18 protein-coding genes are annotated in these 20,471 nt (G+C 66.8%); 4 read left to right on the plus strand and 14 right to left on the minus strand.

Annotated features, from left to right (window positions below; genetic code table 11):
* Positions 1–82 precede the first annotated feature (82 nt).
* Positions 83–343, minus strand: coding sequence for a glutaredoxin-like protein NrdH (nrdH, locus tag HD592_RS01380; protein WP_154475488.1), 261 nt, complete (start codon positions 341–343; stop codon positions 83–85).
* A gap of 493 nt (positions 344–836) precedes the next feature.
* Positions 837–2,567, minus strand: a complete 1,731-nt coding sequence (locus HD592_RS01385; RefSeq protein WP_184451398.1) for an L-serine ammonia-lyase, iron-sulfur-dependent, subunit alpha — start codon at positions 2,565–2,567, stop codon at positions 837–839.
* Between the two features lie 106 nt (positions 2,568–2,673).
* Between HD592_RS01385 and mtnN the strand changes: the two genes are divergently transcribed.
* Together mtnN and HD592_RS01395 are read left to right on the plus strand one after the other, a co-directional pair.
* Entirely contained in the window at positions 2,674–3,435 is a 762-nt protein-coding gene (mtnN, locus tag HD592_RS01390) for a 5'-methylthioadenosine/S-adenosylhomocysteine nucleosidase (protein WP_184451399.1), read from the plus strand.
* Positions 3,435–3,926, plus strand: a complete 492-nt coding sequence (locus HD592_RS01395) for a low molecular weight protein-tyrosine-phosphatase (protein WP_184451400.1) — start codon at positions 3,435–3,437, stop codon at positions 3,924–3,926. Before mtnN ends, HD592_RS01395 begins: the two co-directional genes overlap by 1 nt.
* Positions 3,927–3,954: 28 nt before the next feature.
* Here the strand turns inward: HD592_RS01395 and HD592_RS01400 are convergent, their stop codons facing one another.
* The 12 genes from HD592_RS01400 to HD592_RS01455 form a co-directional block, all read right to left on the minus strand.
* Positions 3,955–4,713 carry a hypothetical protein gene (locus tag HD592_RS01400; RefSeq protein WP_184451401.1) on the minus strand — a complete coding sequence of 253 codons (759 nt, stop codon included), beginning with the start codon at positions 4,711–4,713 and terminating at the stop codon, positions 3,955–3,957.
* Complete coding sequence (locus HD592_RS01405) at positions 4,713–5,264, minus strand: hypothetical protein (RefSeq protein ID WP_184451402.1); 552 nt, start codon at positions 5,262–5,264, stop codon at positions 4,713–4,715. The genes HD592_RS01400 and HD592_RS01405 overlap by 1 nt, the downstream gene beginning before the upstream one ends.
* A 523-nt stretch (positions 5,265–5,787) precedes the next feature.
* Positions 5,788–6,915, minus strand: coding sequence for an FtsZ/tubulin family protein (locus tag HD592_RS01410; protein ID WP_184451403.1), 1,128 nt, complete (start codon positions 6,913–6,915; stop codon positions 5,788–5,790).
* A gap of 18 nt (positions 6,916–6,933) precedes the next feature.
* Positions 6,934–7,212, minus strand: a complete 279-nt coding sequence (locus HD592_RS01415) for a hypothetical protein (protein WP_184451404.1) — start codon at positions 7,210–7,212, stop codon at positions 6,934–6,936.
* A gap of 73 nt (positions 7,213–7,285) precedes the next feature.
* Positions 7,286–8,623, minus strand: coding sequence for an MFS transporter (locus HD592_RS01420; protein WP_184451405.1), 1,338 nt, complete (start codon positions 8,621–8,623; stop codon positions 7,286–7,288).
* Positions 8,624–8,684: 61 nt separating this feature from the next.
* Positions 8,685–9,413, minus strand: coding sequence for an AAA family ATPase (locus HD592_RS01425; protein ID WP_184451406.1), 729 nt, complete (start codon positions 9,411–9,413; stop codon positions 8,685–8,687).
* Between the two features lie 12 nt (positions 9,414–9,425).
* A complete protein-coding gene (locus HD592_RS01430; RefSeq protein WP_184451407.1) occupies positions 9,426–9,977 on the minus strand; it encodes a phosphoribosyltransferase in 552 nt (183 codons plus the stop codon).
* 329 nt (positions 9,978–10,306) lie between these two features.
* On the minus strand, positions 10,307–10,828 hold the full coding sequence (locus tag HD592_RS01435; protein WP_184451408.1) for a SprT-like domain-containing protein: 522 nt from the start codon (positions 10,826–10,828) through the stop codon (positions 10,307–10,309).
* On the minus strand, positions 10,825–11,889 hold the full coding sequence (locus tag HD592_RS01440) for a LacI family DNA-binding transcriptional regulator (RefSeq protein WP_184451409.1): 1,065 nt from the start codon (positions 11,887–11,889) through the stop codon (positions 10,825–10,827). The genes HD592_RS01435 and HD592_RS01440 overlap by 4 nt, the downstream gene beginning before the upstream one ends.
* A gap of 46 nt (positions 11,890–11,935) precedes the next feature.
* Positions 11,936–12,793 carry a carbohydrate ABC transporter permease gene (locus tag HD592_RS12085; RefSeq protein ID WP_184451410.1) on the minus strand — a complete coding sequence of 286 codons (858 nt, stop codon included), beginning with the start codon at positions 12,791–12,793 and terminating at the stop codon, positions 11,936–11,938.
* A complete protein-coding gene (locus HD592_RS01450) occupies positions 12,790–13,722 on the minus strand; it encodes a carbohydrate ABC transporter permease (RefSeq protein WP_184451411.1) in 933 nt (310 codons plus the stop codon). The genes HD592_RS12085 and HD592_RS01450 overlap by 4 nt, the downstream gene beginning before the upstream one ends.
* Before the next feature lie 71 nt (positions 13,723–13,793).
* The gene (locus HD592_RS01455; RefSeq protein WP_184451412.1) at positions 13,794–15,149 is read right to left on the minus strand and encodes an ABC transporter substrate-binding protein; all 1,356 of its coding nucleotides are present in this window, start codon (positions 15,147–15,149) and stop codon (positions 13,794–13,796) included.
* 316 nt (positions 15,150–15,465) lie between these two features.
* Between HD592_RS01455 and HD592_RS01460 the strand changes: the two genes are divergently transcribed.
* Both HD592_RS01460 and HD592_RS01465 read left to right on the plus strand, forming a co-directional pair.
* Positions 15,466–18,213 (plus strand): glycoside hydrolase family 16 protein, encoded by a 2,748-nt coding sequence (locus HD592_RS01460; protein ID WP_184451413.1) that lies wholly within the window; start codon positions 15,466–15,468, stop codon positions 18,211–18,213.
* 43 nt (positions 18,214–18,256) lie between these two features.
* Positions 18,257–20,467 (plus strand): alpha-galactosidase, encoded by a 2,211-nt coding sequence (locus HD592_RS01465; protein ID WP_184451414.1) that lies wholly within the window; start codon positions 18,257–18,259, stop codon positions 20,465–20,467.
* Positions 20,468–20,471 lie beyond the last annotated feature (4 nt).

Below are 20,471 nucleotides of genomic sequence, written 5' to 3' on the forward strand. Positions count from 1 at the left end.
GCCTTCCTTTCTTCGATCGGCGAGGGCGGGGCGGACGTGAATCGTCCCGGTCGCCTGGCGGCGGCCGGGACGGGGGAGGGGATCAGGCCTGGCCGACCGCGAGCGGTGCGGCCGCCGCCGCGGCGGCGGCCTTCTTGATGCGGTCGGGGCGGAATCCGGACCAGTGGTCGTCGGCGGTCATGACGACGGGGGCCTGCTGGTAGCCGAGGCCCTTGATGTACTCGAGCGCTTCAGCGTCCTCGGTGACGTCGATCTTCCGGTAGTCGAGGCCCTGCTTGTCGAGGGCGCGGTACGTCGCCTCGCACTGGGGGCACTGGGGCTTGGAGTAGACGGTGATCGTCATCTGAGGCTCCTTGGGGAGGGGATCGTGCGGGTGTCTCACTCGCGATCCGGGATGGGGACGCTGTTCCGGAGCAGTGCTTCCGAAGATGTCTTCACACTACACCTTGTGTTGCATCCGGGCTACGGGCACAAGATGTTGTGTTCCTCCCTCATCCGGGCTCGTCCTGTGGATAGCGCTTCCCGGCGGTGTGGATCGGGTGTGGACGGGGTGTGGGAGAGGGGTCGTGATGGGGACGAGCGAGGGGACGTCCCGGGGTCGGAGGGGATCGATCCGGCGCATGATCATGCGGAAAATGACATGCGTGTGATTCTGCGCCCCCGTGTCCACAGCTGTGGGGAGTCTCAGTTCACATGCGTGCACAGAATTGTGGATAAGTGTGGATAAGTCTTCGTGGGGCGTGCGGAAATCCCCTGACGCCCTCGGCGTGTCGCCCCATGAGCCCCGTGCCGGGCGAGCGGAATCATCCCCCTGCGCTCACGGCCTCGAAGGGGCTCTAGCATTCGACGACGTTGACGGCGAGCCCGCCCGCCGAAGTCTCCTTGTACTTCGAGAGCATGTCGTTGCCGGTCTGCCGCATCGTCTCGATGACCGCGTCGAAGGACACCTGATGGCGCCCGTCCGACCACAGCGCCATGCGCGCCGCGTTGATCGCCTTCACCGCGGCGATCGCATTGCGCTCGATGCACGGGATCTGGACCAGGCCCGCGACCGGGTCGCAGGTGAGCCCGAGCGAGTGCTCCATCGCGATCTCCGCGGCGTTCTCCACCTGCTCGGGGCTCCCGCCGAGGGCCTGGGCCAGTCCCGCCGCCGCCATCGCGGACGCCGATCCCACTTCGCCCTGGCACCCGACCTCGGCGCCCGCGATCGAAGCGTTCGTCTTGATGAGAGCCCCGATCGCCGTCGCGGCGAGGAGGAAGTCGTGAACGGCACGACGCCGGCGCTCATGCGCTTCGCCCCCGCTCGCCCGGTCCGATGCCAGTCGAACCCTCGCGAGGGGGGCCGAAGCCGGCCCGCACTCGCACGGCCCGGAGGCCGCGCCCAGGGAGGCCCCGGCCTCCGGGCAGTAGGACACGAGGTAGCCGAGCACGGCCGGCACGACGCCCGCCGCCCCGTTCGTGGGAGCCGTGACGATCCGGTGGCCCGCCGCGTTCTCCTCGTTGACGGCGAGCGCGAAGAGGTTCACCCAGTCCATTGCGCGCATCGGATCCTCCGGGGTCGACGCCCAGTGCGAGCCCGGGGTCGGCGAACCGCCGGAAAGGGCGCGGGCGAAGAGCTTCTCGGACAGGGACTTGGCGCGCCGAGGGACGTCGAGGCCTCCGGGCAGGATCCCCGACGCGGAGCACCCCGCATCGATGCAGTCGAACATGGAGTCCGCGACGGCGTCCAAGTAGCCCTCGAGCTCGGCGCGACTGCGCACCGACTCCTCGTTCCGCCGGACGAGCTCGGCGATGGAGAGCCCGTGATCGCGGCACTCGGCCAGAAGGCGGGCCCCCGTGGAGAAGGGGTGGGGCACGGGAACGTCGATCGTCGCCGCGGACTCCCCCGCGACCAGGGAGGCGACCCGCGGGTCGAGGACGTCCTCATTGGTCTGCACCATGACGAAACCGCCGCCGACCGAGTAGTAGGTCCGGCGCAGCACGACCTCGTCGCCGCCCGTCGATCCGGCCTGCCCGCCCTCGTCACCCGTCGCCCCCGAGGGCGGGCAGGCGGGCGAGGCGCAGGCCGAACGGGCCGTGATCGTCAGCGCATTGACGTGGTAGGGCAGAAGCGTGCGCGGCAGGAAACGGATGTCGCGCGCCACATCGAAGGGGAGGGCGCGACCGCCGGGCAGTTCGAGGCGCCCCGTCTCCGCGATCCGGGGGAGGAGGCCCTCGACCTCGTCGACGCGGACGGTCTCCGGCGCGAAGCCCGACAGTCCGAGCAGCACGGCCCGGTCGGTGTTGTGGCCGCGGCCCGTGGCCCCGAGTGAACCGTACAAGTCGATCTCGATCGAATCGGGGGCGTCGAGGGATGCGAGTTCCGTGGTGAAATCGAGCCCCGCGCGCATCGGGCCCACGGTGTGCGAGGAGGACGGGCCGATCCCGATCCGGAACATGTCGAACACCGAGAGCGGGTGCGCCGCGGCCGCCGCGGGGACCTCCCCCGACACGAGAGCGGCGGGCGTGGGCGCGCCGGAATCGAAACGGTCGGGAGCGGGCTGGAAGGAGGCGGGCTGGGCAGTCATGGGGAATATTGTGCCCGTTCGGCGAGCGCTGGGCGAAGACCGCGCCTCGCCGTCGGGAGCGGGCCGACTCATACGGGCGGGCGGAGCGGGTTTGTAGACTTCCCCCATGACGAGACTGCAGATGCCCGACCGCGAGAAGGTCCTCGCCGTCATCCAGTGCGCGATGCCGATGGAGGCCGAGCCCCTGGCGGGGATCCTCGAGGCGCCCGAGGGCGAGGACTCGCCCGTCGAGCTGCGCTTCGGGCACCCGTCCGGCTTCGAGCAGACCTTCAGGCTCGGCCGGATCGACGGCCTTCCCGTACTGCTCGCCGTGTCCGGCATCGGCCTGGCGAATGCCGCTTCGGCGACGGCCCGCGCCCTCGCCCTCGTCGATGCGCAGATCGTCATCGCCGCGGGAACCACCGGCGGACTGGCCCGCGAGATCGAGGTCGGGGACATCGCCGCTGGCGTGACGACGATTTACGGGGCGGCCGATGCCACGGCCTTCGGATACGCGCCCGGCCAGGTGCCGGGAATGCCGGCCGACTACACGACGGCTCCGGCCACGATCGCCGAGGTCGAGGCCCTCGGCGGGGTGCTGGAGCACCCGGTGCGCACGGGTCGTGTCGTCTCCTCCGATTCCTTCATCACCGCGCCTCTCGCAGAACCGACGCGCGAGCGCTTCCCCGACGCGATCGGCGCCGACATGGAGACCTGCGCGATGGCGGAAGTCGCCTGGTCGGCGGGCGTGGACTGGGTGAGCCTGCGGGCGGTGTCCGACCTGTGCGGTCCGAGTGCGGACCAGGACTTCCACATGGATTCCGAGGAGGCGGCCCGTCATTCCGCGGCCGCCATTCGCGCCTTCCTCCGCTCGAGGGCGGCCTCGTGATGCGGGTCCTCATGGTGTGCACGGGGAACATCTGCCGCTCCACGATGGCGCACCAGCTGCTGGATGAAGCGGTGGAGGCGGCCGGACTCGCCGCTGAGATCGAGGTGGATTCCGCTGGCGTCTCCGATGAGGAAGAGGGCAACCCGATCGATCGGCGGGCGGCGCGGGTCCTGCGCGAGAACGGGCACGGCGTCCCCGACCATCGGGCGCGTCAGGTGCGTTCGGGTGAGCTCGGGCAGTGGGACCTCGTCTTGGCGATGACCGGGCACCATCTCGCCGCGTTGAATCGACTGCGTGAACGCGCGGGGCTCCGCGGAGCGGAGCGTCCCGAGATCCGCCTGTTCCGAGACTTCGATCCCGAGGCGCGTCCCGGCGATAGGGATCTGCCCGACCCCTGGTACGGGGGGTATTCCGACTTCGTCGAGACTCTCGAGGTCGTTGAGCGGACGACGCCCTTCGTGCTCGAGTACACAAAACGACTCCGGGGCTGAGACGGGGTAGCTGGGTCGCTTCGGATCCTCAGCCTCGAGGGAAGAACCACGAGGAGATGCGGGTCCATACGGCCAGGGAAGAGACTGGGGCCAGGCGTGTGATCGCCTCGTCTTGCGTGTCGTCGTAGGCGAGTTCATAGAGGCACTCGGGTACAGATAGCGTAAGGATCAGGTCGCTCATCCGCCACTGCTCGCCGTCAAGGTCGAAGCATGCCAACGCGGATACAGTCCACGTGCCGTGTGCGAAAGAGACCGTGAGAGGCGAGGGCCCATCGTGAGCGCCGGGCTCTCCTCCATGGTCGATGTTCTTAGAGACTTGACGAAGGAGACGATCCGCGGCATCAAGGTTGCCGCGGTCGATCAATTCCACGAATTTTCCAGGCAGAGTATGGGGGCCGAGATCGACCATCTCACGAGGCCGGAGATCGAGGAGAGGGAGAACTAACGAAGGGTTATCGCAGGGGGCAACTTCTTGCAGGCGGTGCGTGTTGCCCTCGATAAGGACACCGGTTACGCTCTGGGCGCCGATCCAGGTCTCGATGTGTCGGCCCTCTGCCGGGTGCATGAGTGATCCGAGGAAACGGCGGCGTGCGGTGGTCAGGCCTTCAACAATGGGAGCACATTCTGGTGTAGGACCTGCTGTGTTGAGGATTCCGGCTTTTCTTAAAGAGCGTGTTCGGCGATGATCTGGCGGAATCGTTCCCAAACAGACGGCGGTGAGGATCGTGTACTCGGTCTCGTCAAGAATGAGGATCGGGGCCGGACCCTTCCGGTCGATCGATGCCATCAGATCACCTCCACAGTATTGAGAATGCCGATGAAGCCTTCGTAGCGGTTTTCGAAATCGCGCGTCGGGCAGGTGAAGGTCGCGGATAGACCGAGGCGGGTCTCGGGAGTGTATGGGTGGGGGATGGTCCAGGTCCATTGGAGGGTCGTGAGCGAGCGCTCATCAAGGATGAACAGGCCCGTACGGACGAGGGTCGCGTCCGACAATCCGTCCCATCGGGCGATGTCGATGATCTGGAAGCCGGGGATCTCTTGTGTTGTTCGTGTTGTCAGTGCGGCTTGCCAGTCTTCTTCCGAGAGGTCTGCGGGAAGGTCTTCAACCGTGACGACCAGGGTGTCCGTCCAGCCGGTTTCCGTATCGGTTTGGGGAAGGGCGAGGGCGAGGTCGATGGAGGAGCCGAAAGGCTGCAGCAGCCGGAAGGAGTCGGATGCGCCGTGGATCGTCCCCTCGTCAATCGGCGCACCTGCGGCCGATTCGATCAAGAGGGTGCTGTCCGGAGCGTCGAGTCCGAGGAAGGCGCCGCGGAAATGCCGAGTAGGTGTTGTCGTCATCGAGGCCTGATCCTCCTAGAGATCGCATGCGTCTGGTGAAGTGTCTTCGAGCTTCGTCACAGGTCCCGTCAGTCCTGCGGCGTCTTGCGCATGCTCTACAGGTGAGCCGAGTGCGCAGGCGCAACTGGGTGCTCGCCCAGCAGTCGACTTCTTCCGCATGCGGCGGGTTGCACGTCGGTGCTCATGCCAGGACGGGTCCGTCCAGTTCGGCAGGCGGATCGGAAGCCAGTACACGACGAGAGCTAGCAGGATGATGAACAGAGAAAGACCAGTCAGTGTGTCCGTGACAATCTCGGGTCCGTCGTTCTCTCTGATCAACGTTCTGATACCGACGAGCAGGGTAAGGGTTGCCCAAGTCGGGTGGAAGACTGTGATGTCGGAACGGCGCTTTGTAATCGACGGTCCCTTGCGAAGGCCGCGCCCGAGCCGAGTGTCAGTGAACATTGCAAGCGTCCAGAGGATCCACGTCAATAGCGACCATATGAGAAGGGCGTATGCCCAGAAATGATCCATCAGTGTTCCCCTAGTGAAACAGTTTCGACACGAGTTCACTCGCGCCGTCTGCGAGGAGTTTGCCCCCCTCGCTGCCAGCAATTCCTCCCACGATTCCTCCCACGATGCCGCCGACGGCGATGCCGATCGGGCCGCCGAGAGTGCCGATCGTTGCTCCAAGCTGTGCACCTGCCCAGGCGCCACCGTATCCCGCCGCGCCCTCGAGAAGGCCATGTGTCGCCGCTCGCGCGGCTTTCTCCCCGGTTCCCATTGAGGGGTTCGACGAGTCCTTTTCCCACTGGTCGTATGCCGCGATGCCTCCTTGGAGAACTGCGGCGCCCTTACCGACCTTGTCAAGAACTCCACCGACTTTGGATAGGCCCCTGCCTAGAGTGCGGGTGAAGTCACTGGCTTTGCCAGGGGCAGCCGTCCAGTTCTCCGGCTTCGTTTTGAGAAGGATCTGTTCAAGACGGCCGAGACTAGACAGATTCCGAAAACGCCCGCCGACACTGACACCATTGACCATTGCGCCTGCCGGGAAACGCGGCGTAAACCTGCATTCGGTCAGTCGCTTGAGTGTCCAAGTTCCCGCGATGGCGAGTCGTTCGACCCAATCGGCGGCCGTCGCGATATCTCCCGTATCGCCGTGGAACCCGAGGCTATCGTCGAGTATTCCTGCGATTCCGCGGATCTGGTCGCAGGCATCTTCGAAGTCGTCATGTGTTTCTGCTTCGTCCGTGCGGATGCGATAGACGGACTCATCAATGCTGTCGAACACCTCAAGTTGGGCGGAGTAGGAGTCGCTTTCCGGGTGGTTCGGCGGATAAATCTCGTTGACCGTCACCGTCAGGTTTGCGCTAATTGCATGCGATTTTTCTGCCTCGAGTCGGCTCTCAATGGAATGGAGGCTTCGCCCGAGAGTTTTGAGGGCATTAATCAGGGCTTCGACGTCGTCTCGAAGGTCTTCAACGGTACGGATCAAACGATCGGCGTTGGCGACGATCGCCTCGGAAGTCTTCCCATCGGAATCATCGTCGACCGCGCCTTTAGCTTTGATGAGGTCCTGTCTGACCTCATCAATGGATGACTCGTGTTTCTCAAGCTGCCAGGCGAGGTCTTCAGGGATCGAGGGGACGGTCAGCATTCTGATATTGATCATTGCGACATGCCTTGCCTCTCAGCGGATCGAATGGCTGCGCAGATGCTCCAGGAGTCTATCTTCGTGCGATTCGAAATCGTTGGCGGTCTGCGTGAGGTTCGTGGAGAAGGAGCGTACGGCTTCCGCTAGCTTCTTCGCCCGTTGATCGAGGTCGGAGAGGACTTTCGACAGGGAAGCAGTAGAGCGTCCGAGGTCGACGGCCGCGGGTATCGTCGTCCCGTCGAGGGTTTCTGCGGTCGCGCTCATCGCCTTTGCTTGAGCGCGCAAAAGTTCCGTGTTGATCGCGATTGTGTTCATGTGTGCTCCGGGGTTGACGACCGCTTCAACGTGACCCGGTCACCACTCTACGACGACATTGGAGGAGAATCGATCAGGGGCCGACTTTGGTCGATCTGCGTGGTCTCTCGTCCTCGTCACCGGGAGCACGGTGCTGTGAGAGAAGTTGCTGATCGGGCGATACGGTAAAAGAGATCGCCGTGAACAGGAAGGCGATCAGGCCCGTGATCATGAAGATCCAGGCGATCGGAGCGCGGTCGGCGAGCGGTCCGAGGACGCACATGCCCGCCGGCATGGCGAGGACCGCGACGATGTTCGTCACGGAGAAGACCCGGCCCATGAACTCCGCTTCGACGCTGGTCTGAAGGAGCGTCATGACGGGCGCGGAGAAGAAGGGAATCATGACGGCGAGGACGAACATGAGCGCGAAGATCGTCCAAAGACCGACTCGGACGCCGAGGAGGGGGGTGAGGCCGAAGGCCGCCGACAGCAGCCCGAAGCTCAGGCACGAGACGAGGAGCATCCGCGACTGATTCCACTTCGCCCCCACCGAGGAGATGAGGATGCCGCCCAGGAGCATCCCCGCGGAGAAGGCGAGCTCAGTGGCCGTGAGCGGCCAGACCGCATCGGTGAAGTCCTTCGCGATGAACAGCGGCGTGAGGAACGAGGGCGCGACGACGAGCGTGAAGATCACCGTGTAGACGACGAGGATCCACGCGATGGTCCGATGCCCGAAGGCGTAGCGGATGCCCTCGACGAGGTCGCGCGTGAAGGAGGTCCCTGCCTCGGCGCCCGAGCGGACGGTAGCGACGGGAATCGTGAGGACGATGCCGACGCCGATGACGGCGGTGACGACGTCAATCCAGAAGGTCGGGATAAGCCCGCCCCATCCGTAGACCGCGCCGGCGACGACCGGCGAGAGGAGGGCCATCGCGGATGCGATCGTCTGATTGATCCCGTTGATGCGCATGAGCTGGGCGGACGGCACGAGCTGGGGGAGGAGCGCGCTCACCGCGGGCTGCTGGAACCCCTGGCCGATGGAGCGGATCGCGACGGCCGCGAGGATGAGCCAGAGCGAGGCCTCGCCGACCGCCATCCACGCGGCGAGTCCCAGGGTGACGAGGGCGATCACGGAGTCCGATACGACGATGACCGTCTTGCGGTTCATCCTGTCCGCGAGCGTCCCCCCGAAGAAGGACACGATCGCCTGGGGGACGAAGGCCACGACGGAGTACAGCATGATGACCCACCCCTGCTTGAGGGTGAGGGTGAGGTGCCACAGGATCGCGTACTGGACGATGCTCGATCCGAAGAGGGAGATCGCCTGGGCGCCGAGGAAGAGGCCGACGCGCTGCTTCCAGGCGGGGAATTCATCTTCGGCGGGACTCGGGTGAGGAGCGGCCTCGGCAGATTCCGCGGGGAGATCAGTCATTCCGGGAACACTAGCAAGCGCCTCCCCGTCTGACTATCGTTGGATAGACGGTGTGCGCCGCTCAATCTTCAGCGGACACGACCGCGTCGGCCCGATCGCGGCAGGCGGCGACGAGCTCGATGTTCGGGGCGTCCACCGTCCTCACCCAGTGGGCGGCGTCCGCGCGATTACGGCCGAAGGCCTCATGACGGGCGATGAGCCTGCGGTACACGTCCTCGACGGGAGTGTCGATGTGAACGAGGAGGTCGATGAAAGCGCGGGCCTCGCGCCAGCCCTCCTTGTCGAGGCCGAGGTAATTCCCTTCGGTGATGACGATCCCCCCGGCGGGCAGGAGGATCGATGCGGCGACGGGCTCGTGCAGGTCGCGCCTGTAGTCGGGGGCGAGGACCGGGCGGCGGGCCCGGTGGACCCGTTCGAGCAGGGCGGCGAAGCCCCACACGTCGAAGGTGTCGGGCGCGCCCTTGCGATCGTGCCGGTCGAGATCGTCCAGGAGCGCGTTCGACATGTGGAAGCCGTCCATCGGAGCAACGCCGGCGACCTCGACCCCCGCCGCTTCGAGGATCTCGGCGGTGAGCTGGGCGACGGTGGTCTTCCCGGTCCCCGGGGGCCCGGTCAGCCCGAGGACCCTCAGGTCCTCGCCGCGGGCGAGGCGGTGGAGGACGAGGTCGGCGATCTGCTGCGCGATCGACAGCGAGGCCAGCGCCCGTTCGCCCGAGTGAGCGCGGGGGACGGCGACGGCTAAGGGGCCGTCGTCCGTGCCCGGATCAGCGGGGCCGCCCTCGACGATCATGATGCGAGGGCGTCAGGCCGTGATGATGGGGAGCGTCGACCAGGGGAAGTTGATCCACTTGTCGGTATCCCGCCACACGTAGTCGGGCTCGATGATCGAGACGGGCTTCTTGTAGATGACCGCGCAGCGGGCATCGACCTTCACGGGCGCCTCCCCGTCGAGGGAGAGGCCGTGGGTGGCGATGAGGTCCATGACCATCTTGAGCGTCTTGCCGGAGTCGGCGACGTCGTCGACGACGAGGACGCGCTTCCCGTTCATCGCGGACACGTCCATGAGGGGCGGAAGGAGGACGGGCTCTTCGAGGGTCTGGCCGACGCCGGTGTAGAACTCGACGTTCATCGTGCCGCAGGCCTTGACATCCATCGCGTACGAGATCGCGCCGGCGGGGATGAGTCCGCCGCGGGCGATCGCGATGATGAGCTCGGGGATCCATCCGGACTCGACGATCTGGGTCGTGAGCTCGCGTGACGCTGTGCCGAAGAGCTCCCAAGTGAGGATTTCGCGCTCGGGGGCGTCCGATGCGTCCTTGCTCGTCGCCAGTCGGGTCGCGGACTGCTCGGTCATGTCACTCCTGTCGTCGTCGCCTGCGGGTGCTCCTCGGACCGGCGCTCCGATCCTCAGGTCTCCAGATTAGCCCCCGGGAGCGGTGCCCACGTGCCGCGCGGCGGTGACCCGGGGCGGTAGAGGACGCCGTTTCCGCCCGCCCCGCTGCTTCCTCGAGGGGAACGGGGAGCGCGCGCCGTCCCCGCGAGGCGGCGGTGTAGCCGAATTCACCCGCCGCCGCGAGGCGAGGACCGGAAGCGAAGCCCGGAAGGAGACTGCCCCTCGGGCCCTCGCGCATGCGCTCGCGGGCCTCGACCCCTGGATGTACTCGGTCATCAGCTTGGTGACACTCAGCTGACCGGGGGCATGGCATGCAGCATCCTCGCCAGCTCCCTCGCGTAGGGCCCGCCGGGTTCGGTCGGCTCGCCTTCGCGCGTCCACCGGAGGATCCGCTCGGGGTCGAAAACCCTCGCGCAGACTCCGCAGGAGGTGACGCGGCGGGGTGCGCGGAAGAGGCGCCTCTGAGCCCCGCACTTCGGGCAGGTCCCCACCCAGGGCTCTTCGGGCCGGGGGAGCGAAGCGGGAAGCCGCGCGGAATCCGGCGCTCCGAGTGTGCGCGCCTGCTTCTTCCACACGGCATCGTGGCGATGACTCGCGCCGACCAGGGCGTGCGCGATCTCGTGAAGGATCACCCCGCGCACGGTGTCGGCGTCATAAAGCTCGGTCAAAGGGCCTGACAGGGTGATCGTCCTCGTCGAATGGACGCACGATCCCGCTCGGCGCCGCGCCGTGTCGAAGCGGAAGCGCCAGTCGCCCAGGCCCGAGGCCTCCATGAGGGCGCGGGCCTGGGCGCGCGCGAGTTCGCGTTTCACCCGCGATTCGATCCCGCCGGGCTCGCGGTCATCGGAGCGCCGAGGGCGGTTGCGGATTCGCGGATGACGATCTCTCCGGGCACCTCGGTCCTCCGGACGGGCAGGGCCCTGCCCGCGCGCTCGGCGTCGATCCTCTCGAGGAGGAGCTCGACGGCTGCACGTCCGGCGCGGGTGAAATCCTGGCGGTATGTGGTCAGACCGGGGTTCCAGATGTCGGCGATGGGGTGATCGTCGAAGCCGACGACGCTGATGGCGTCGGGCACGGCGCGCCCCTCTTCTTCGAGACCGCGGATCAGGCCCATGGCGAGCTCGTCGTTGCCCGCGAAGATCGCGGTGATGTCGGCGTGCCCGGCGAGTTCGCGGCCCAGTCGCCTGGCGGAACCCGCTTCCCAGCCGCACTGCAGGGGTTCGGGTGCGACGACTCCGTGGTTCCTCAAGGAGGCCGCCCAGCCGTCGGAGCGGCTCGTCCCGTCCGTGCGCGTGGGGACCTGAATGTGATGGACCGTATCGTGGCCGAGGCTGAGGAGGTAATCGGTGAGGGCGCGGCCGCCGTCCTTCTCGCAGAGGGAGACCTGGTCGTACTCCTCGCTCGGACGGCCGCCGATCACGACGACGGGCATGGACCGGGGAAGGGAGGCGAGCGCCTTCTCGGCGATCTCGTCGTATCGCAGAACGACGACGCCGCTCGGATTGAGGTCGAGGACGGCGTCGAGCGTCTCGGGGAGCGTGGCCGAATCGGCGTCGTCGAGCTTGGAGATCATCACCGAGTGGCCGCGGGTGCGCGCCTCGTCCTCGATGCCCTGAATGGTCGTCGCGGAGCCGAACAGGGTGGTGTTCGTCGAAAGGACGGCGATGAGCTTCATCGTCGAGCCCTTGAGCCCCCGGGCGATCGAGCTCGGCCGATAGCCGAGGATTTCGATGGCGCGGGCGATCCGCTTCGACGAGTCCTCGGACAGGTGCGAGGAGTTGTTGAGGTAACGGGACACCGTTGAGACCGAAACACCCGCACAGGCGGCGACGTCCGAGATGACCGGTGTGCGCCGTTCTCTCTTGGGACTCATGGCTCGTTTCCTTCTGGCGCGCGCTCGTCGATCGGGTCGGCGATGCTCATTTCACCGCGCCGCCGGTGATCCCCGAGATGATCTTCCGCTGCCCGACGATGAACAGGATGAGGAGGGGGAGGGTCATGAGGAGGATGTACGAGAAGATCAGGTGCCAGTTGTTCAGGTACAGGCCCTCACTGGCGACAGTGTACAAGTTCAACGGAAGAGTGTTCATCTTGCCCGAGAGGATGAAGAGGGCGTAGAAGACGTCATTCCAGATGTACAAGACGATGAGGATCGTCGCCGAGGCGAGGGTCGGCTTCAGGAGCGGCAGGATGATCGTGAAGAAGATCCTCGTGGGGCCCGCGCCGTCGATCCGGGCGGATTCTTCAAGGGAAACGGGGATGGTCCTGATGAACCCGGTGATGAAGAAGATGACGATCGACAGGTAGATGCCGACGTAGACGCAGATCATTCCGATCGCGCTCCCCGCCAGGCCGGTCATCCTCAGGAGCATCATGATCGTGATGATCGAGGGCGGGAGGATGACGCCGGAGATGAAAACCGCGTAGACGAGGGCCATCGATCTGGAGGTGCGGCGCGCGAGGATCCAGGAGGCCATCGCCCCGAAGAGGAGGGCGAGGAACACCGAGGGCGCGGTGATGATGAGGCTGCCGATGAGGGCGGGCCCCATCCGCCCCTGGGTGATGACGGTCTGGAAGTTCTCGAGGAGATGCCACTGGGTGGGCAGGGACATCCCCGGGATGACCGCTTCGGACTGGTTCTTCCCCGCGGTGACGACCGCGACCCACAGGGGGACGCCGAGGAAGCCGATGATGACGGCGAGGACGAGAAGCGCGTGGAGGGCTCCGCCGAGGAGGGGGCGGGCGCGGCGAGGGGCGCGAACGGGCGTGGTGTTCACAGGATCGAGTTCTCCCTTCGGCGCAGGGCCGTGATGAGCGGGATCGCCATGAGGGTCACGAGGACGAAGAGTACGAGGCTCATGGTGGTGGACTGGGCGTAGAGGCCCTTCCCGAACGTCCTCCAGATGAAGAGGTTGAGGATCTCGGTGGAGCCGCCCGGGCCCCCGTTGGTCAGCGATTGGACGATATCGAAGGAGTTCATCGAGCCGAGGAGGGCCGTCGCGACGTTGAAGGTGAGTGCGGGTGCGATGAGGGGGAATTTGATGCGCCAGAACATCGCGGTCTTCGAGGCCCCGTCGATCGCCGCGGCCTCCAGGATCTCCTCGTCGATCGTCTTGAGCCCCGCCAGGTAGGTGAGCATCGAGAAGCCCATCCACTTCCAGGCGTGGACGACGGCGAGGATGACGAGGGTCCAGGTCGTGGATCCGAGCCATTGGATGCGGACGTCCGTTCCGAGCCCCCAGCCGAGGATCTCGTTGAGCGCCCCGTCGGTCTTGAGGATCGCCTGCCAGATGTACCCGGCGGCGAGGGCGGACATGAGGACCGGGACGAAGAAGAGGGTGCGGCCCATTCGGTTGAGGGCCGTGTCCTTCTCGAAGAGGACGGCGAGGGCGAGGCCGAAGAAATTCTGGAAGAGGGCGACCAGGAGGGCGTAGATGATCGTGATGCGGATATCGGCCAGCAGTGCGCCGGAATTGAAGAGCGAGCGGAGGTTGTCGAGGCCGTTGAACTCGATGCTCTTCTTGAAGGCCGACCAGTCGGAGAACGCGTAGGCGAAGTTCATGATGGTCGGGACGACGAAGAAGACGAGGAGCATCGCGCCTGCGGGCACGAGGAAGAAGAGGGGGTGGTCGTGCTTCGGCCGACCCCTTCGGGCGCGCGTCCGCGGGTCCGTCGTCGTGGTAGGGCTGGTGGTGCTGCGTGTCATGTGCTCCCCTTCGTGCAACTTGCCGGGGCGGATGAGTGACCGTCCGCCCCGGCGCGTGCTTCGCGGCGGGTTCAGAAGCCCGGGGCTCCCTGCGCCTTTGCGAGTTCTGCGAACTGGTCCTGCGTCGCCTTCGCGGCTTCGGCGGGGGTGACGGCCCCGTTCACCATGTTCGCGAGGTTGAGGTACAGATCGGGGTTGGCGATCGCCTGCGACTGCATGGATCCGACGGCGTCCTTGAGGGAGGCCGCGGAGTCGAGGAGGGCCTGCGGGACGGTGTCGGGGCTGTCGACCGACTTGAGGACGGACACGATGTTCTGGTCGTTGACGAAGGCCTTGTAGCCGTCGGACATCCAGAAGTTGAGGAACTGCCGTGCGGCGGCCTCACGAGCGGAGTCCCCGGTCTTGAAGGCGACGACGCCGCCGGTCTGCTGCGGGATCGACGTGCCGATCGAGCCCTTCTTGGAGAGGGGGAAGAAGCCGATGGTCTCGTCCAGGGCCGCCTTGTCGTTGCCCGCGAGGGCGGCGATCGCGTTGAAGGTGCCGTTGGCCTGGATGATCATCGCGGTCTTGCCCTCCCAAAGGGCGGCGGACTGCTCGGTGTCCTTGGCCGAGCCGGCGTCGGCGTTGTAGAGGCCCTCGTCGAACATCGCCTTGTAGGCCTCGATCGCGCCGAGCACATCGGGTCCGGTGAAGGAGTCCTTGTTCGCGTTGATGCGGTCCCAGAGGCCGTCCTTGGCGGCCTCGGCGAGCTGAATGTTGACGGCCCACTGGGTGCCCCACTGCGAGCCGGCCATCTCGAAGAGGGGGGATTCGACCCCGGGGACGTTCGCGGCCTTGATCTTCTTCGCGGTGTCGATGAACTGGTCCCATCCGACGGGCAGTTCGGTGATCCCGGCGGCTTCGAAGACCTTCTTGTTGTAGTAGATGCCCTCGACGTCGGGGGAGGAGATGAGGGCGGCGTAGCGCTTGCCGTCGTAGGTGCCTCCGGCGTCGGCGATCCCGTCCGCGTAGTCGTCCACCCAGGGGGCGCCCTCGAGGTCCTGGAGGAGGTCCTGCGCGACGAAGCCGGCGAGGGTCGAGCGGACCGGCTGCCAGAAGAGGAGGTCCGGGCGCTCGCCCGTGGCGATCTTCGTCTGGACGTTGGATTCGTAGTTGTCGGGGACGGTGACGACCTCGACCTTGCCGCCGGTGGCCTTCTCGAAGTCCTCGATGACCTTGGTGGGGATCTTGTTGGAGGTCTGCGCGGCCCAGATCTTCAAAGTGGTGCCGTTCAGGGGGGCGGTGGCGTCGGGCCAGCGCTCCGTGCTCGCCGAGCCGGAGGAGCTCGAGGAATCGGTGGTCGCGGCCGGGTTGGAGCAAGCGCCGAGAAGGGCGGTGCCGGTGAGGAGGAGCGCAGCGAATGCTGGCGCGAGACGGTGGCGCGTCATGGGGCCTTCTTCCTTGAAGGGGACTCGACGCAACCGGGATCGGAGCGGCGAGTGCCGGTGATGACTTTCGGAGCGCTTCTCGGAGCGGGAAGTGCTGCCGTGTCAGGACGATAACAGTGGTACCGATTTCATGCAATGCCATTACTGAAAAATGGCTTGATTGCGAGTTTATGACAGCGCATATAGCCAACTGTCGGAAAGTCTTGGTATCGTTACCGCGCGTCGCTGCCCGCGCTCCTCCCCTCAGGGAACCGGGTCGGCGGCCGCTTCGGAATCGCACGGACGACGATGTCCGCCCGGCTGAAGGAACGACTCAATGACCACACCCCTCAAACCGATCCTCGCGGCCGTTGCAGGCCTCTCCCTCCTCCTCACCGCGCTGCCGGCCGCCTCCTCGGCCGCCGAGCCCCCGCTCGTCAACGTCCTGCTCGGCAAGACGCCGACGACGAACGCGACTCTTCTCCACGGAGACGGCGACTCCACCGCTCCGCAAGTCGCGATCCTCCACCCGGAAGCCGCCACCGACGGCGACACCGGCTTCCTCTCCGACGACGCGAACGTCACGAAGATCCTCGCCGGGAAGGAGAACGGCGACCCTGCCAGGCTCAACGGCTTCAACGACTGGCAGGACGTCTACCTCCAATACGACCTCGGAGAATCCCGCGACATCGCGAAGATCCGCCTCTTCCGCAACGGATACCCCGCGGCCGCCTCGACCTTCAAGAACGTCAAGGTCGAAGTCTCGGACAGCCCCGATTTCGCCTCTCCGACGGTGCTCTTCGACACCGCCGATCACCGCGAGACGCGCGAGGCCCAATACGCCCCGCAGATCGTCGAGCCCGCCAAGGGCCCGATCAGCGCCCGATACCTGCGCGTCTGGCAGAAGGGCCATTTCATCGAGAACTTCAACGGCGCATGGTCCGGCTACTCCAACGGCGTCGGATTCCGTGAGATCGAAGTCCTCGCGACCGCCAAGGAGGGGGAGGAGGTCCCCGGGACGGAAGCACCGCGCAACCTCGCACTCGGCAGGATCCCCTACGTCTACGGCCTCGACCCGGACAACATCGCGGCGATCTCCGACGGGACCCTCGATGGCCCGCCCGCCGTCCACAACGGCCTCGGCGAGCAATGGCTCCAATTCGAATACCGGAACTCCTACCGCCTCTCGAAGATCTCGCTCGCCCTCGAACCCGGGGACTACCGGAAGATCACGGTCGACGTGCGCGCAGCGGCCTCAGTTCCGCAGGGCCGCATCGTCTACTCGAAGACCGACGCGCACGTCGAGCAGTCCCCGATCGTGATCGATCTCGACGACATGGAGATCAGCGGACGCGCCGTCCGCTTCACCGTCGAGAAGGACGCGGCCTCCGCGACGAAGTACCGCGAAATCGAGATCTGGGGCACCGGCTCCTCCTACGACGAGAGCGCGCCCGCCTACACGCCCCCGGCCTCGCAGTACTCCGAACTCGTCTGGAACGACGAATTCGACGGAGAGGCCGTCGACGAGGCCAAATGGAACATCATCGACGGGATGGCGAACCACGGCGCCATCTACAACCGGGGCGCTGTGAGGATCGAGAAGAAGGACGGCGAGTCCTACCTCGCGATCCGGACCCGCAACCACGGCACGACGAAGGACCTCCTCGACGCCGTCCACTGGGACCGCTACGGGAACGAGACCCTCAGCGACAAGGTCACCTGGTCCTCCGGCCGCGTCGAGACGAAGAACAAGTTCTCCTTCGAGAACGGCCGGATGGCCGTGCGCGCCAAGCCCAACGACAGCCAGGGGATCTGGCCCGCGATCTGGATGCTCGCCCAGGACGAGACCGGGCACGATGAGATCGACGTCCTCGAATACCTCGGCCAGGAGCCGTGGAACGCGTGGACCACGAACCACTACGGGATCCTCGGGCTCAACAAGGCGTCGGACGGTCGGGCCGAAGTCTCGCCCGTCGCATGGAGCCAGGACTTCCACGTCTTCGAAGTCGAATGGTCCCCCGAGAGGATCACCTGGTACATCGACGGCAAACGCGTCCATTCGACGACGGCCGGCGCGGACCTGGACGGCATGCACTCGCGCCCGATGTTCCCGATCCTCGAAACGCAGGTCAACGGGGGATGGGTCGGCGACGTCGACACGACGCGCCAGCGGACCAAGCAATCCAGCGACTTCCTCATCGACTGGGTGCGCGTCTATCAGACGAAGGACCAGGACCTCGTCCGCTTCGACGACCTCGCCGAAGGAGGCGCCTCGGGGGAGTACTCGATCAGCCCCTCCTCCCGCAGTGAGGGCCTCGTCGCCCTGAGCGACGGGAGCGCACCGCACGAGGACAAGGACAACTTCTTCTACGGCGGCCAGCCCCGCTACGAGACGAGCAGGCTCGCCGTCGCCGACGGGGCGCGAGGCGAACAGTCCCTCGTCTACGAGGTCCCCGGGGTCCGCGACGTCCACCTCACCGCCTACCACCGCACCCTCGAGCACGCGAACGACACCCTCAAGGACATGCCTCACGGGCACTCGATCCGCGAAGGGGCGGAGGGGCACTACGACTTCTCCGTATGGCGCTCCGTCGACGGGAAGAACTGGGAGCCCGCCACGGCGACGACGGTCGACAACTTCGTCGAACCCCATCCCGCCTTCGCGCGCACCACCTACGACGTGCGCGGTCTTCCCGAAGACACGCGCTTCGTGAAAATTGTCTTCCCCCGCTCCGCGAGCGCGGCGCGCAGCGCCGGAGAGAAGGCCGGCCCGGGGGCGCAGGACGTTCAACTCGCCAAGGTGACGATGCTCCAACGCCGGCCCGCCGCCCCCTCGCCCGAGGACCCCGGCATGCCCCCGAACGGGGGCGGAGCAGAGCCCCAGGCCCCGCACAAGCCCTCACCGTCCGACGAGCGGCCCGCCGCGCCCCCGCTCCCGGACGTCCGGGCGGGCAAGGCCAAGGCCGTGCAGGCTAAGCCCGGATCGTCCTCGCTGGCGCGCACCGGCTCGAACGCAATGGGGATCACCGGAGGAGCCCTCCTTCTCCTGGGCGCGGGCGCGCTCCTGCGCCGCCTCCGCTCGTGAATACCCCCACTCCCCGATCACCCCGACAGAACAGGTGAAGGACATGCCCCGTTCCCACATCCGGCTCCGCCGACCCGCCCACGAGCGCCAATCGCGCTCCGAGCGGCGAACGGCCCCGACCGAACTCGTCCTCGCCCTCGACGGCGATGCTCTCCCGAGGATCGTCTATTGGGGGCAGGACCTCGGCGACGCGCCGGAGACGGGAGCCGAAGGGGTCGACCCGGGCAGGGGCATCCTGGCTGCGATCAGCGCTCAGATCATGTCCGCGGGCGTTGACGCCTCCGAATCGCCGAGCATCCTCCCCACCCAGTCGGAGGGATGGACGGGGACCCCGATGCTCTCCCTGCGGCGCCGGGGCATCGAAGTCTTCCCGAAGTTCCTGCTCCGGGCGACCCGCGCCGAAGGGTCCTCGTGCCTCATCGAGGCCGAGGACCCCGAGGCGGGGCTCTCCCTCGCCTTCCGGATCGGAGTCGAAGCCTCGGGCCTGGTCCGCCTGCGGGCGACGCTCACGAACCGCTCCGACACCGAGCTGGAGGTGGAGAGGCTGTGGCTCGGCGTGCCCGTGCCAGCCGACCACGATGAGATCCTCTCCCAAACAGGGCACCATCTGCGGGAACGCTCGATGCAAACTCATGCCTTCGTCGACGGCCTCTTCGCGAAGGAGACCTGGGTCGGCCGACCGGACTTCGACTCGACGAGCGCGCTGATCGCCGCGAGAAGTGGAGCGGGCTGGGAGACGGGCGCCCAACGCGCCGTCCACCTCGCCTGGAGCGGCAACGGGGTGCACTTCGCGGTGCGCACCCCCGCGACGCGGGGATTCATCGGCGCAGGGGAGCTCCTCCTGGGAGGCGAAGTCCACCTGGGCGCCGAGCAGAGCTATGAGACGCCGGAGCTCTTCGCATCCTGGGGCGAGGGCACGAACGCGCTCGCCTCTCGTTTCCACGCGCACCTGCGTGAACTCCACCCCGGATTCTCCCAGCGCCCGCGGCCCGTCACCCTCAACACCTGGGAGGCCCTCTACTACGACCACGACATCGACAAGATGATGCGCCTGGCCCGCCTCGGCGCCCAGATCGGCGTCGAACGCTTCGTCGTGGACGACGGCTGGTTCACCGGCCGACGCGACGACACGAGCGCCCTGGGCGACTGGAGCGTCGACACCGGGGTGTGGCCCGACGGCCTGCGCCCCCTCTCCGACCTCGTCCACGCCCTCGGCATGGAGTTCGGGCTGTGGGTCGAGCCCGAGATGATCAGCCCGCGCTCCCTGCTCGCCGAGGCGCACCCCGATTGGATCCTGCGCCCGAACGCCGCCCGCCTCCCGCTCGAAGGCCGCCACCAGCAGGTGCTCGATCTGACGAACCCGGAGGCCTTCGACCACCTCGTCGAAACCCTGTCTGCCCTCGTCGCCGACGAGGGGATCGACTACCTGAAATGGGACCACAACCGCTTCGTCCTCGAAGCGATCTCCCCGGCGAGCGGACGCCCGGCCGTCCACGCGCAAACCGCTGCCCTCTACCGCCTCCTCGACGAACTGAAAGAACGCTGCCCCGGACTGGAAATCGAATCCTGCGCCTCAGGCGGGGGGCGCATCGACCTGGGGATCCTCGCGCGCACCGACCGGGTGTGGGCGTCGGACTGCACCGATCCTCTGGAGAGGATCGACATCCAGCGCGGCACTTCGCTCCTCGTCCCGCCCGAGATGATCGGCGCGCACATCGCCCAATCGCCCTCGCACATGACGGGGCGGGCCACCGCCCTCGCCACGAGGGCGGCGACGGCCCTGACCGGGCACCTGGGAGTCGAGTGGAACCTTCTCGACGCCGACCCCGCCGACCTCGAGCAGCTTCGCGCATGGGTGAGCCTGTACAAGGGCGCGCGTCCGAACGGATGCGAACTCGTCCACGTCGATTGCGCGGATCCGGCGGTGCGCGTCACAGGACTCCTCCTCCCGGGCGGCAGGCGCTCCCTCTGGCGCTTCGCGGCCCTGACGACGTCGCAGCACTACCCCTACGAGCTCATCCGCCTCCCCGGCCTCGACCCGCGCGGGCTGTACCGCGTCCGCCCCCACGGCCGGCCCGAAATGTACGCCCGGCTCATGAACCCGTCTGCGCTCGGGCCCCTCGAATGGTGGGACGAGGAGGGCGTCCGCCTCCCCGGCGGCGTCCTCGCCCAGTGGGGGATCCGTCCCCCGCACCTCCTCCCCGGTTCGGCGGTGCTCATCGAGGTCGAAAAACTCGGCGACGAGCAGCCGTAGGGAC

The organism is Schaalia hyovaginalis (genome assembly GCF_014208035.1).
In the GTDB taxonomy this organism is placed as follows: domain Bacteria; phylum Actinomycetota; class Actinomycetes; order Actinomycetales; family Actinomycetaceae; genus Pauljensenia; species Pauljensenia hyovaginalis.

What these genes read in the sequence shown, in the direction of transcription:
- HD592_RS01430 (WP_184451407.1), bottom strand. Translation starts at nt 9,977, where the DNA reads ATGACCGAGCAGTCCGCGACCCGACTGGCGACGAGCAAGGACGCATCG.
- HD592_RS01395 (WP_184451400.1), top strand. Translation starts at nt 3,435, where the DNA reads ATGCGGGTCCTCATGGTGTGCACGGGGAACATCTGCCGCTCCACGATG.
- HD592_RS01385 (WP_184451398.1), bottom strand. Translation starts at nt 2,567, where the DNA reads ATGACTGCCCAGCCCGCCTCCTTCCAGCCCGCTCCCGACCGTTTCGAT.
- HD592_RS01410 (WP_184451403.1), bottom strand. Translation starts at nt 6,915, where the DNA reads ATGATCAATATCAGAATGCTGACCGTCCCCTCGATCCCTGAAGACCTC.
- nrdH (WP_154475488.1), bottom strand. Translation starts at nt 343, where the DNA reads ATGACGATCACCGTCTACTCCAAGCCCCAGTGCCCCCAGTGCGAGGCG.
- HD592_RS01425 (WP_184451406.1), bottom strand. Translation starts at nt 9,413, where the DNA reads ATGATCGTCGAGGGCGGCCCCGCTGATCCGGGCACGGACGACGGCCCC.
- HD592_RS01400 (WP_184451401.1), bottom strand. Translation starts at nt 4,713, where the DNA reads ATGGCATCGATCGACCGGAAGGGTCCGGCCCCGATCCTCATTCTTGAC.
- HD592_RS01415 (WP_184451404.1), bottom strand. Translation starts at nt 7,212, where the DNA reads ATGAACACAATCGCGATCAACACGGAACTTTTGCGCGCTCAAGCAAAG.
- HD592_RS01455 (WP_184451412.1), bottom strand. Translation starts at nt 15,149, where the DNA reads ATGACGCGCCACCGTCTCGCGCCAGCATTCGCTGCGCTCCTCCTCACC.
- HD592_RS01450 (WP_184451411.1), bottom strand. Translation starts at nt 13,722, where the DNA reads ATGACACGCAGCACCACCAGCCCTACCACGACGACGGACCCGCGGACG.
- HD592_RS01420 (WP_184451405.1), bottom strand. Translation starts at nt 8,623, where the DNA reads ATGACTGATCTCCCCGCGGAATCTGCCGAGGCCGCTCCTCACCCGAGT.
- HD592_RS01460 (WP_184451413.1), top strand. Translation starts at nt 15,466, where the DNA reads ATGACCACACCCCTCAAACCGATCCTCGCGGCCGTTGCAGGCCTCTCC.
- mtnN (WP_184451399.1), top strand. Translation starts at nt 2,674, where the DNA reads ATGACGAGACTGCAGATGCCCGACCGCGAGAAGGTCCTCGCCGTCATC.
- HD592_RS01440 (WP_184451409.1), bottom strand. Translation starts at nt 11,889, where the DNA reads ATGAGTCCCAAGAGAGAACGGCGCACACCGGTCATCTCGGACGTCGCC.
- HD592_RS01465 (WP_184451414.1), top strand. Translation starts at nt 18,257, where the DNA reads ATGCCCCGTTCCCACATCCGGCTCCGCCGACCCGCCCACGAGCGCCAA.
- HD592_RS01405 (WP_184451402.1), bottom strand. Translation starts at nt 5,264, where the DNA reads ATGACGACAACACCTACTCGGCATTTCCGCGGCGCCTTCCTCGGACTC.